Below are 11821 nucleotides of genomic sequence, written 5' to 3' on the forward strand. Positions count from 1 at the left end.
CGGGGTAGCATTCTCTACCCCTGATGACCAGCTACGCGGCAATTGGCATGCGCGAATTGGAACAACGAGGCACCCCCATCCTGTTGAAACGGGAATGACAACCTACAAAACTGTCAATCCTGCCAACGGCACAACCGTGAAGGAATTCGAGACCCTCGACACTGCCGGTGTCGAGCGTGTGCTCGCCGCTGCACACTCCGGTTACGTGACGTGGAGCAAGACGTCGCCGAAATATCGCGCAGAGATCCTGCGCAAAGTTGCCGACCTCTATGTCGAACGAGCCGACGAGTTGGCTCGAAGCATCGCCGTCGAGATGGGCAAGCCGCTCACCCAAGCCAAGGGCGAGGTTCAGCTGTCCTCGGCCATCTACCAGTACTACGCCGACAACGGCCCGACGTTGCTCGAGGACGAGAAGCTCGACGTCCCCGGGGCCGAGGAGTCCGTCCTGCAGCGCAAGCCGATCGGTGCGCTCATCGGCGTCATGCCGTGGAACTTCCCGTATTACCAAGTTGCTCGGTTCGCCGGCCCCAACCTGATGCTCGGTAACACGATCCTGCTCAAGCACGCACCGAACTGTCCACAGTCGGCTCTGCTCATGGAAGAAATCTTCCAGCAGGCTGGTCTGCCCGAAGACGCGTACATCAACATTTTCGCAAGCAACGATCAAATCGCAGACATGATTGCCGATCCCCGAGTCCAGGGCGTATCACTCACCGGTAGCGAGCGCGCCGGCACCTCGGTGGGCGAGACAGCCGGACGTAACCTCAAAAAGGTCGTGCTCGAGCTGGGCGGTTCGGATGCGTTCATCCTCCTCGATTCCGACGACATGGATGCCACCGTCCAATCGGCGACGCGTGCGCGGCTGTCCAATGCCGGTCAGGCGTGCAACTCCGCCAAGCGCCTCATCGTCACCGAGCAGTACTTCGACGAGTTCGTCACGAAGCTGACCGCGTCGTTCGGCGCAACGACCACAGGCGATCCACTGGATGAGAACACTGTCCTCGGACCGTTGTCCTCGCAGACGGCTGCAGACACACTCATCGAACAGATCGACGATGCCGTCGCCAAGGGAGCCACATTGCTTACCGGCGGTAAGAAGGTCGACGGACCGGGCGCGTACGTCGAGCCGACACTGTTGACCGATGTCACCCCGAATATGCGCGCGTACAGCGAGGAGCTGTTCGGGCCGGCAGGGGTGATCTACAAGGTGAAGGATGCCGAGGAAGCGATCGAGTTGGCCAACTCGTCCGCATATGGGTTGAGTGGCTCGGTGTGGAGCACCGACCTCGACAACGCGCGGACAGTCGCAAACCAACTCGACGTGGGCATGGCCTTCGTCAACGAGCACGGCACCACGCTCCCAGGCCTCCCATTCGGCGGGGTCAAGCGTTCAGGTGTCGGTCGCGAGCTGGGCCCGTGGGGCATGGATGAGTTCGTGAACAAGAAGCTGGTTCGCGTCTCCAAGAAGTAAACAGTCGATCTGATGGGCCGTGCCGGAATTCCTTTCCGGCGCGGCTTTTCGCGTTGGTAGGCACACACTTCAGGGTTCGACACGCCGCAAATCAACCATCCCCGAAAGTCATGTCATTCGATTGAATGACACGACCAATTGGATTGCAGCGCCGGATTTTTCGCTTCCGATGCATCTTCCCGCCGCCATCGCGCATGATTCGACCAGTTCGACGGTCTGCAATGTCGGAGCACACTACTAAGGTGAATTCGCAAGGCAAGAACGAACCGCCATCGGGCACCTCCCGATGGCGCTGACCAGTTGTATCCACGGTTCCGCGTGCGATCAAGGAGGTACCTCGTGTCCGAGGAACTTGATTTGGATTCCGGGCTCGACGCGGCATGGATCCGATTCACTGTTCGCCTAGGTTGCTACTTTGCCGCGATGCGATGCGGCGACACACTCTCGATATGCACCACGACCACACGCGACAGGTTGAGCGAGAACGACCTGTTCCTGACGGTCAACGGACGTATCGATGGGTCCGTTCGCGTCGACGTGACGATTCGGCACGCGATCGTTCGAGTAATGACGACTGAAGATCGCATCATGTTGGCGCACGCAGGCTGGGACGGAGTCGACAGTGGCTCCCCTTCCGCGCACCACTCACTCGACTTGTACGTCCTCGCTGCAGCCGAGGACACGGAATTTGCATCGGCCGCGATCACCACCCTGTTGCGCGAGATCCGCGGCGTCACGCATCCATCACTTCTTGCTGCCTGGGCCGACGGCAGTCCGCCGTCCGCAGTTTTCGACACCGAGTCCGCTTTGGAAGGCTGGGATGCGCCGAGTCCCTACGAACGACTCTCATTACAGGTCGACGCGATACTCGACTCGATCATGTTCGCCGAGCCGACCAAGGACGTCGACGGAAGCATAGCGTTCCCATTCGACTGCGGGACGGCCTACTTGCGAGTGTTGGACGCCGAACCCGTCGTGGAGCTGTTCATCGCCTTCGACGTCGATCCGCAGTGCCGAGCAGCAGTGCCGAGTACTCAGCGCCTCGCTCTTTCCTGGCCCGACATCAATTTCCGATTCACCGATGACACGGTGGTCGCGACTACAAGGATCGACTGCTCACCACTGGTCGAGGAGCACCTCGGGCGTGGGCTCGGAATGTTCGTTCGTTTCATTACCGAGTGCGGCGACGCCCTGGCGGCTCAGCTGCAACAGCGGTCCGTCGATGAGACGATCCTGCCCGAAGAGCTGCGGGCGCTGATCGACTCGGATCTACCGGGCCAGGTGCCCGACGCGCGGCACGTGGCCTCGGTCTGCGGGCATGATCGACTCACTATCCTCGAACTTCTACGGGCATGCGGGAGCGAGCACTTCAGCTGGGCCGAACGTGCGGATGATGCCATCGCCCAGGGCAAGGCCGATACGGTGCTCCGCCGTAAAGCGGAAGCATGGCGTCGAGCCGAAGAATCGATGCGGGCCGCGCTGCGCTTCGTCGTCGATGGTCCCGGTCACCGGACCATCGCATCGGGACGGCAATCGCGGGCGTTTCCTGCCCAATCCCGGTCGCACGATGATCCAATACGCGACTAGTCTGGGTGAAATACGCAAACCGGACAGGCACGACGCAGCGCGAAAGGTTTCATCCATGGCCATCGACTACACCCGCAAGCCCACAACGCCGCCGCCGGCGGCGGCAACAGTGAGCCTGAGCAAGGTGACCTTGTCCAAGGCCGCACCCACTATCAGCCTGACGAAGTCCGGTGAAAAACAAGGCGCGATGCGCGTCAATCTGAACTGGTCGAGCGGCGCGGCAGCACCGCAGCCGAAGAAGAAGGGCTTCCTCGCCAAGCTCGCTGCCGCCTCGTACGGCAGCGGCGGAGTCGACCTCGACCTCGGATGCTTGTACGAGCTGGCCGACGGCACCAAGGGTGTTATCCAAGCACTCGGAAAAAGCTTCGGTTCCCTCGAGACAGCTCCCTACATCGCGCTCGACGGCGACGACCGCTCCGGGACTGTGACCGGCGGCGAGAACATGCACATCAACCTCGCGCGGCCGGAGAACTTCAAGCGGATACTGATCTTCGCCATGATCTACGACGGCGCACCCAACTGGGCCGCCGTAGACGGCGTCGTCACCCTCTTCCCCACTACCGGACCTCAGGTGGAGGTTCGGCTCGACTCCGACAACAATTCAGCCCGCATCTGCTCGATCGCTCTACTCGAGAACACCAAGCAGGGCATTACCGTCACCCGCGAGGTCGAGTACATCGAGGGCAGCCAGTCGGACCTGGACAAGAAGTACGGGTGGGGCATGAAGTGGGCAGCAGGACGAAAGTAGCTATCCCACTGCCCCTTTACTAATTCTCCGAGTCAGGGAACGATCCAGGATCCGCGGCCGGTGATGATCGTCAGGCTGAATTTGCCGTCGATTCGGGCGGTCGCTTCGATGCGCCCGACACCGGTCTGCTGCCACGGTAAAATTTCCGCCACCGGCGGCATCGTCCACGACCCGGTGGCACCGGTGTCGAGATTGCGCCAGTTAACGGTGCACCCGCAGTGGCTGCCGTTCCGACCGAAGTGCGTCGTACCTGGCCGGCTCGGATCGGTGTGCGCGACAATTGTCGAGTTGACGAAGAGGCTTTCGCCGCCCACATAGCCGTCACTCTGAATATTGAGTCCGAGAACGGGTGACGAGAAGTTGGTCGAAGCAAAACTCGGCTGGGCGCCCGCGGACGGTGTCACCACGAACATCACCGCCAAAGCCGCGAACGCAACAGCAATGAACTTGCCGATCATCGATGCTCCACCGGCAACACCCGTGCGTTTGTTCATGGCTCCCCCGAAGTAGATGACTCGTATCGGAAGAGGTATCGACTGCCGTATTGGTCGCGTTACGTATCGGCCGTCACTTCACCGGCGACCTCAGTTCGCGCTTGAGCAGCTTGCCACTTTGGTTGCGCGGCAGCTCGTCGACGAACACCACGTTCTTGGGAAGCTTGAACGGCGCGATCGATCCCTTCACATGGGCAATGAGTGCATCGGCGGTGGCGTCGTGGCCCTCCTTGAGCACAACCACTGCGGTGACGGCCTCGATCCACTTCTCGTCGGGGGTCCCGATGACAGCGACCTCGGCGACGGCAGGGTGCGTATAGATCGCATCCTCGACTTCGCGCGACGCGACAAGGATGCCGCCTGTGTTGATGACGTCCTTGATGCGATCGACGACGGTAATGAAGCCCTCAGAGTCGCGCGTTACCAAATCCCCGGAGTGGAACCACCCGTCGCGGAATGCATCTGCCGTCGCATCCGGGTTGTCCCAGTAGCCGTCGCACAGCTGCGGCGATCGATACAGCACCTCACCGGGTTCGCCATCGGGAACGTCGTTACCCTCGGCGTCGACCACACGTGTCTCGACGAAGAACACGGCCCGCCCGCAGGAGGCCGGTCGGTCCTCGTGCTCCTCGGGCTGCAATACCGTTGCCAGCGGACCGATTTCGGACTGCCCGAAGCAATTGTAGAACTCGATGTTCGGGTACTTGGCGCGCAATCGGTTGAGGACTGTCACCGGCATGATCGACGCCCCGTACTGCGCTTTTGTCAAGGAGGACAGGTCACGGGTCTCGAGATCTGGATGGTTGGCCAACGGGACCCAGACCGTGGGCGCCAAGAACAGCGACCCGATTCGGTCCGCTTCGATCCGTCGAAGGATTTCCGGCACGACGGGCTTGCTCATCAGATGTATCGTTGCGCCGACCGACAGATACGGCAGCGTGAATACATGCATTCCCGCCGAGTGGTAGAGCGGCATCACCACGAGCGGATTGTCGTCTCGTCCTAGACCGAGAGCAATTACCGAGGACACGTACTCGGCTACCAGTGCACCATGAGACATCATGGCGCCCTTGGGCTTCGACGTCGTTCCTGAGGTGTAGAGAAGCTGTGCGAGATCGCCGGATTCGACAGCGGAGTCGAGTTCGGACGCATCCTCGTCGAATGCCAGATCCACCAAGTCGGCAAGGGAAAGAACGACATCGATATCGTGTTCACGCCGAACCGACTGCAAGACGTCGGCGAGTTCGGGATCGACCAGTGCGGCGCGCGCCCCCGACTGAGCGATGAGGTAGCCGAGCTCTTCCCCCACCAATGCGTAGTTCACCGGGACGTGAATCAGTCCCGCCCTCGCACACGCCAAGAAACCGACGAGATACGCGTCTGAGTTGACCCCGTAGGCTGCGACGCGATCGCCCTTCACCAGGCCTAGAGAGAGCAGATACCGGGCCACCCGACTGACGGTCTCATCGAGGTGACGGTAGGTGAGGCTTCGGCCGTCGAAGACTACGGCTGGGCGGTTCGGAAATCGTGCGGCCGACCGCCGCAGGATGCCATCGACAGTGTTGACGCGCGTACCGGTGCTCATCACGCAAGGTTATAGGACGTCCAAGCAATTTAGTAGGTCTGTGAACCGCTCGCCTGGATGCATCGATACTTCAGCTCCATCGATGGGCATCTGGCCTACAACCAGGACACGGACTGTAGTTAGATCAGAACCATGAACTCTCCTTCGTTCGATCTCACCCGTTTCGACGTATCGGAGTTGGGTTCGATCTCGGCCCTCTTCGCAGCGAAAGGATTCACCAGCGGTCTGTACGTACTGCACTTCGCGAACAACGAGGCCTACGCGGGCAGATCTCTGGACGTCGCTGCACGGTTCCTCGATGACCGTCGTGAGTGGTTCGATATCGAGTTTCTCGAGTTTGCGTCCTGGCCCGCAGACGATGCCGAACGTGCGCTCGCCGAGTTGCAGGAACTTCTCGCCCGGACCTCCGTGCTCAGAGCACGGACGGCGCAGACGTCGGATGCAGTTGCCGGTCCGTCGCCGTTTCCATCCGATCGCAGTGAGCGAATCACCATTACCGCCGGTGCGACCACCTCAGCTCGGTCACGCTTCTGGGAGTTGTCCGATCATATTGCGTATCAGGATATTCGGAGCATAGTCGCCGACTACATCAACGCGTCGATCTCCGATCCCGCGAACACTGCGCGCTACCTCTGGAATATCACCGCGCTACCCTCGACTGCGAAAGCCGAAGGCAGTCGGCGACTTCTGACGTTGAACTGCGGCAGCCTGGAGACGTTGTTCGTCACGGAGTACACCAACGACGACGATGATTCGATCGAGCTGGTCATGACCGTCAATACCGATATTCCGACCGGTTACTCCGACACCCAACTCGAGTTCGCGAACGATGTCGTCACGGCGGCGCGGGGGGAATACGAGAGCCACGATGTGTGGTCATGGCAGATCGACATCGGGGCACTGTTGTCCGGCGACGCCGAGGTCGACTTCGGGGTAGCAGATGATGTGTTCGACGATCTCGCATACAGCCTCAACACCCGCCTCATGAACCAGAAGGACTCGACGTACACCGGCCATCACAACAACGATCTCGCGAACGACCTTGTTGCCGAGGCATATCGACAGCTTCTCGACGCCGAGTAGCGTTAGCTACTGTGCGGCACGAGGACATGTAATGCCCGTGGCACCGACTCCACTTCGGCGGGCAGCCTACCGACCCGCTCACCGTCTGCGTAGGCGTTGATTCCGGGCGAGTCGACGGTGATGGATCGGGCTCGATAGGTGCTCACCTCGTCCCGCTGGATATGGGTACCGCGAAACACGGTGGGAAAGAACCGAATCAGCCGCGTCCGCGAACCTGAAGCGACAACAGTGATGTCGAGCAGTCCATCGGTTCGGTCGGCTTCGGGACAAATGAGCATGCCTCCACCGTAGGAGCGGGTGTTGCCGATCGCGACCAGGGTCACGTCGAGTTCGATGACCTCGTTGCCGTCGAGTACCAGCCGAAACGGCAACGGTTTCAAGTTCAGGAACTCGGCGACGATGGCAACGTTGTAGCGCATCCGCCCGTGCGGCCAGTGCATCCGATTGGTGCGATCACTGACCAGCGAATCGAACCCGGACGCCATGACGGTGCCGAACCAGCGTTCGGTGCCGTCCTGCGTGCGGATACGTCCGAGGTCGACATGTTCGGTCCACCCAGCGGCCACGATCTCGGCTGCCGCCTCGGGATCGCTTGTGGGAAGCTGGTATTCACGGGCATGGTCATTTCCGGTTCCGGCTGGAATGATCCCCAGCGGGACGTCGGTACCGGCGAGCACCTGCAAGGCGATGGAGATGACGCCGTCGCCGCCCACGACGACAAAGGCGTCGGTACCGAGTTCGAGTGCCTCACGCGCAAGTGTCAGCGCATGTGCGCTGTCGATCCCGACGATGGCACGCACGTCGATCCCCAACTGCTGAAAACGAGTAACTGCGCGGCTGGCCGCATGCGGCGCATTACCGTGCCCGGCTGCAGGGTTGGCCAGGAGCGTGATGCGGCGAATCTCGCGTTGGCGGCGTTCGCCTTCCCGGGTCACGGGATCAGCTTACCCGGGTTGAGTATGCCTGCAGGGTCCAATGTTCTCTTCACCGCGCGCAGCACCTCGATTCCAAGGTCGCCGATTTCCTCGGCCATCCAGACCCGGTGGTCGACGCCGACGGCGTGATGATGAGTGATGGTGCCGCCGTTGCTCACGATCGATTGTGAAACAGCAGCTTTGACGGTCCGCCACTGCGCGATGGCATCGCCACGCTGACCTGCGACCACGGTGAAGTACAGCGACGCGCCGGTGCGGTACACGTGCGAAATATGGCACAAGACAAGAGCGGGGGTGCCGGTTTCACTCAGTGCCGAGGTCAAGGCCTCGGTGACGGTGGTTTTGAGGTGAAGCAAGTTGGACCACGTGGTGGCGGTCTCGAGCGTCTCGCAGAGTGCGCCCGAGTCGAGAAGTGCATCCCTCAAATACGGTGCCCCGAACCGACCGTGCTGCCAATCGCGCGCAATGTCCTCCCCGAGTGAGGTTCCACCGTGGGACAAGAGCAGATCGCGAGTCTCCGCGTGCCTGCTGGCAGAGTGCGCCTCGGTACCTTCGAACAGGGTGATTGCCAGACAGCCACCGGCGACCTGTTCACCACCGATCTTGTCCGAAGTCGCGAGGTTGACGCCAGTTTCTGCCTCGTCGGACAGGCGGATGACAGTGGGTCCGCTGTCGGTCTGCTCGACCGCGCGCAACGCTGCCGCGCCTGTCGCAAAATCCGGGAAGTTCCAGGCCTCGTAGCGCGTGGCGTCGGGGACACGATGCACCTGCACGCGGACCTGAGTGATGATCCCGAAGATGCCCTCGGAGCCGACGAGCAACTGACGCAGATCAGGCCCCGCCGCCGACGCAGGCGCACGGCCGACATCGAGAACTCCGGCGGGCGTGACCATCCGAAGACCTAGAATCATGTCGTCGAAACGGCCGTACCCAGCCGAATTCTGACCGGAGGATCGTGTCGCTGCAAATCCTCCGATGGTCGCGAACTCGAAGCTCTGCGGGAAGTGCCCTAGCGAAAAGCCCTTGTCACGCAACAACTCCTCGGCGTTCGGCCCGGTCACGCCAGCGCCGAGCACAGCCTCTCCGGACACCTCGTCGAGCGAATGCAGTTCGTCGAAGCGTCGCAAATCCACTGAGATGACTGCCTTGCACTGTCCGCGTTCGGGGTCGAGACCACCGACCACGCTGGTTCCTCCACCGAAGGGAACGACCGCCATCCGCGCGAATGAGCAGTAGGCAAGAACTGCGGCGATCTCGTCCTCACCGGAAGGCGCGAGCACCGCGTCCGGCGCATCCTGCTCGTCGGTGCTCTTACGGCGCAGCAGATCCAACGTGGACTTTCCGCCCGCTCGGTACAGGCGGTCGGCGTCTGCAGTACTGATGTGCTCTTCGCCGACGATCTCGGCCAGTGCCGCGCGGTCATTGTCGTCGATCTTCGACGGCCGTAGCCGTGCCTGCTCCACGCCGGGACCGTTGTCGTCCGCCTTGTGCACTCCAAGCACCTGCTCGAGCAAGTTGCTGATGTTTGCGGAGAGAGGCTTCGCGGCATCCGCGCTTCCCCATGCATTCCACTTCATCGGGGGTAGCGGCAGTCCGCCCGTACTAGAGTCCGAGGTAGTCACGTGTTACATTGTTACACATGCTGTCAACCTGTAACGATACCGTCGACACAGTAGAGACTCAGGTGCTCGACGCTGCGGCGCAGTGCGTCGTCGACTACGGTTTCGCGCGGGTCACGCTCGCTGAAATTGCTCGACGCGCCGAAGTGAGCCGACCGACGATCTACCGAAGATGGCCGGACACGAACTCCGTGTTGGCCGCGGTATTGACCGAACGAATCACCGGAGCCGTCGTTCAGGTTCCCGAGCACGGCGCTTCGCGTGAGCAGTTGGTGGAGAGAATTGTGTCCATCGCAGGCCTGCTGCGCAGTGACGCGGTGGTGATGTCGGTGCTGCACACTGCACCCGAATTCCTGATGGTCTACATCACCGGAAGACTCGGCACCAGTCAGCACTTCGCGATCGCGGCACTCGAAAGCGGGATAGCGCGAGGACAGGCGCACGGCAGCATCCGCAACGGCAAGACCCGCGAACTGGCCGCTATGGTGCTGCTCACCGTGCAGTCGGTCCTCCAGTCCGGAGAACTCGTCGAGTCGATTCTCGACGGCGATTCACTCGCAACAGAACTCGCCTACATGCTGAACGGATACCTCACCTCGTGACTACTTTGTCCGCATCGCTCGATCGCGCGCGCCGCACGAACGACCTGGCCGTACTGGGCAATGCCACCGAGCCTGTCGACGTCGTCGTCATCGGTGGCGGCATCACCGGCACCGGAGTTGCCCTCGATGCCGCATCTCGTGGGCTCAGCGTGGTTCTCGTGGAGAAGCACGATCTCGCTTTCGGCACCAGCCGGTGGAGCTCCAAACTCGTCCACGGAGGCCTGCGGTATCTCGCCACCGGCAACGTCGGGATAGCACGACGCAGCTCCGTCGAACGTGGCTTGCTGATGACCCGCAACGCGCCTCATCTCGTGACGGCAATGCCACAGTTGGTGCCCCTGCTGCCATCGATGTCGTCCGGTTCGAAAGCGTTGGTGCGGACGGGATTTCTCGCTGGAGACGTGCTGCGATTCGCCGCGCGCACCCCGGCATCGACGCTGCCTCGCTCGCGCAAGGTCAGCACCGCGCGGGCAATCGAGCTGGTGCCCGCTGTCGAAAGGGACGGGCTTACCGGCGGTTTGCTCGCTTACGACGGACAGCTGATCGACGACGCCCGCCTCGTCGTGGCGGTTGCTCGCACGGCAACTCAGCACGGTGCGCGGATTCTCACCAAAGTGGCAGCGTCCGAGGCCACCGGTTCATCGGTGCGATTGACCGACCGATCGACCGGAGAGAGCTTCGATCTCGCGGCGCGTCTCGTCATCAACGCGACCGGCGTATGGGCCAGCGAGGTCGACACCTCCATTCGTCTACGCCCCAGTCGTGGAACACATCTGGTGTTCGACGCGAAGTCGTTCGGAAACCCGACGGCAGCATTGACGGTACCGATCCCCGGTGAGACGAACCGATTCGTCTTCGCGATGCCGGAGCAGTTGGGCCGGGTGTACGTGGGCCTTACCGACGAAGAGGCCCCAGGTCCGATTCCCGACGAACCGGTAGCGACGGAAGGGGAGATCGACTTTCTGCTCGCTACCGTGAACACCGCACTCGGCACCGCAGTCACCCGAAATGATGTGCTGGGAAGTTTCGCAGGCCTACGGCCGTTGATCGATACCGGCGAGGGTCGAACTTCGGATGTGTCTCGCAACCATGCGGTGCTGGAGTCTCCGAACGGCGTGTTCAGCGTGGTCGGTGGGAAGCTCACCGAGTTCCGGCACATGGCGCAGGACGTCCTCGACCACGCAGGGCAGGCCCGGGGTCTCGAGTTCGCGCCGTGTCGGACTCGTTCGTTGCCGCTGGTCGGTGCGCCCGGAAATCCGGCGACGCCACTCGCTCCCCCGCGCGACGATGTACCGGCATCCATCGTCGCACGGTATGGAGGCGAGGCCTCGACAGTCATCGAGAATGCAACGTGCGAACGTCCACTCGAGCGGGTTGCCGACGGGATCGACGTCACCCGCGCCGAGTTCGAGTTCGCAGTTCGGCACGAAGGTGCACTCGACGTGTCGGACATCGTCGACCGTCGTACCCGAATCGGCCTGGTCGCCGAGGATCGTGCGGCTGTGGTCGACGTCGCCACAACGTTCCTCCACTAGCCGGCGCGCTGCCGACCTACAGTGGATGAGGTGGCCCACAAGAAGCGCGCAGAGCCGTCGCCCGAGGACAAGACTTGTAAGTCCTGCGGGCGGCGTATCGAGTGGCGCAAGAAATGGGCGAACAACTTCGATGACGTCGAATACTGTAGCGACGCATGCCGA

General features: G+C 61.9%; 10 protein-coding genes and 1 pseudogene. 7 read left to right on the forward strand and 4 right to left on the reverse strand.

Translation table 11 applies throughout. From position 1 onward, the window contains the following. Positions 1 to 94 precede the first annotated feature (94 nt). The 3 genes from ABIB36_RS16525 to ABIB36_RS16535 all read left to right on the forward strand — a co-directional run bounded on the left by ABIB36_RS16525 (position 95) and on the right by ABIB36_RS16535 (position 3806). Positions 95 to 1471: an NAD-dependent succinate-semialdehyde dehydrogenase gene (locus ABIB36_RS16525; RefSeq protein WP_354560759.1), complete on the forward strand. Its 1377-nt coding sequence runs from the start codon at positions 95 to 97 to the stop codon at positions 1469 to 1471. A 339-nt stretch (positions 1472 to 1810) separates the two neighbouring features. Continuing rightward, entirely contained in the window at positions 1811 to 3058 is a 1248-nt protein-coding gene (locus tag ABIB36_RS16530; RefSeq protein WP_354560758.1) for a T3SS (YopN, CesT) and YbjN peptide-binding chaperone 1, read from the forward strand. Between the two features lie 55 nt (positions 3059 to 3113). After that, entirely contained in the window at positions 3114 to 3806 is a 693-nt protein-coding gene (locus ABIB36_RS16535; RefSeq protein WP_354560756.1) for a TerD family protein, read from the forward strand. A 32-nt stretch (positions 3807 to 3838) separates the two neighbouring features. On the opposite strand, the gene ABIB36_RS16540 is transcribed toward ABIB36_RS16535, so the two are convergent. Both ABIB36_RS16540 and ABIB36_RS16545 read right to left on the reverse strand, forming a co-directional pair. After that, entirely contained in the window at positions 3839 to 4300 is a 462-nt protein-coding gene (locus tag ABIB36_RS16540; RefSeq protein ID WP_354560753.1) for a hypothetical protein, read from the reverse strand. A gap of 73 nt (positions 4301 to 4373) precedes the next feature. After that, entirely contained in the window at positions 4374 to 5885 is a 1512-nt protein-coding gene (locus ABIB36_RS16545) for an acyl-CoA synthetase (protein WP_354560751.1), read from the reverse strand. 132 nt (positions 5886 to 6017) lie between these two features. Between ABIB36_RS16545 and ABIB36_RS16550 the strand changes: the two genes are divergently transcribed. Continuing rightward, positions 6018 to 6968 (forward strand): hypothetical protein, encoded by a 951-nt coding sequence (locus ABIB36_RS16550; RefSeq protein ID WP_354560748.1) that lies wholly within the window; start codon positions 6018 to 6020, stop codon positions 6966 to 6968. A gap of 2 nt (positions 6969 to 6970) precedes the next feature. On the opposite strand, the gene ABIB36_RS16555 is transcribed toward ABIB36_RS16550, so the two are convergent. Further along, on the reverse strand, positions 6971 to 7903 hold the full coding sequence (locus tag ABIB36_RS16555; RefSeq protein ID WP_354560746.1) for a diacylglycerol kinase: 933 nt from the start codon (positions 7901 to 7903) through the stop codon (positions 6971 to 6973). Then, positions 7900 to 9480 (reverse strand): FAD-binding oxidoreductase, encoded by a 1581-nt coding sequence (locus ABIB36_RS16560; protein WP_354561218.1) that lies wholly within the window; start codon positions 9478 to 9480, stop codon positions 7900 to 7902. The genes ABIB36_RS16555 and ABIB36_RS16560 overlap by 4 nt, the downstream gene beginning before the upstream one ends. A 62-nt stretch (positions 9481 to 9542) precedes the next feature. On the opposite strand from ABIB36_RS16560, the gene ABIB36_RS16565 reads away from it, so the two are divergent. The 3 genes and pseudogenes from ABIB36_RS16565 to ABIB36_RS16575 form a co-directional block, all read left to right on the forward strand. Next, the gene (locus ABIB36_RS16565; RefSeq protein ID WP_354560744.1) at positions 9543 to 10124 is read left to right on the forward strand and encodes a TetR/AcrR family transcriptional regulator; all 582 of its coding nucleotides are present in this window, start codon (positions 9543 to 9545) and stop codon (positions 10122 to 10124) included. Continuing rightward, entirely contained in the window at positions 10121 to 11659 is a 1539-nt protein-coding gene (locus ABIB36_RS16570) for a glycerol-3-phosphate dehydrogenase/oxidase (RefSeq protein ID WP_354560741.1), read from the forward strand. Before ABIB36_RS16565 ends, ABIB36_RS16570 begins: the two co-directional genes overlap by 4 nt. A gap of 30 nt (positions 11660 to 11689) precedes the next feature. Continuing rightward, positions 11690 to 11815 (forward strand): annotated as a pseudogene (locus ABIB36_RS16575) (DUF2256 domain-containing protein); the annotation flags it as partial. Positions 11816 to 11821 lie beyond the last annotated feature (6 nt).

This window comes from Rhodococcus sp. UYP9 (assembly GCF_040547235.1).
In the GTDB taxonomy this organism is placed as follows: domain Bacteria; phylum Actinomycetota; class Actinomycetes; order Mycobacteriales; family Mycobacteriaceae; genus Rhodococcoides.

Bases quoted from the DNA above. Each gene is read 5' to 3' on its own strand.
- ABIB36_RS16545 (WP_354560751.1), bottom strand. From the start codon at position 5,885: ATGAGCACCGGTACGCGCGTCAACACTGTCGATGGCATCCTGCGGCGG.
- ABIB36_RS16560 (WP_354561218.1), bottom strand. From the start codon at position 9,480: ATGAAGTGGAATGCATGGGGAAGCGCGGATGCCGCGAAGCCTCTCTCC.
- ABIB36_RS16565 (WP_354560744.1), top strand. From the start codon at position 9,543: ATGCTGTCAACCTGTAACGATACCGTCGACACAGTAGAGACTCAGGTG.
- ABIB36_RS16550 (WP_354560748.1), top strand. From the start codon at position 6,018: ATGAACTCTCCTTCGTTCGATCTCACCCGTTTCGACGTATCGGAGTTG.
- ABIB36_RS16540 (WP_354560753.1), bottom strand. From the start codon at position 4,300: ATGAACAAACGCACGGGTGTTGCCGGTGGAGCATCGATGATCGGCAAG.
- ABIB36_RS16535 (WP_354560756.1), top strand. From the start codon at position 3,114: ATGGCCATCGACTACACCCGCAAGCCCACAACGCCGCCGCCGGCGGCG.
- ABIB36_RS16525 (WP_354560759.1), top strand. From the start codon at position 95: ATGACAACCTACAAAACTGTCAATCCTGCCAACGGCACAACCGTGAAG.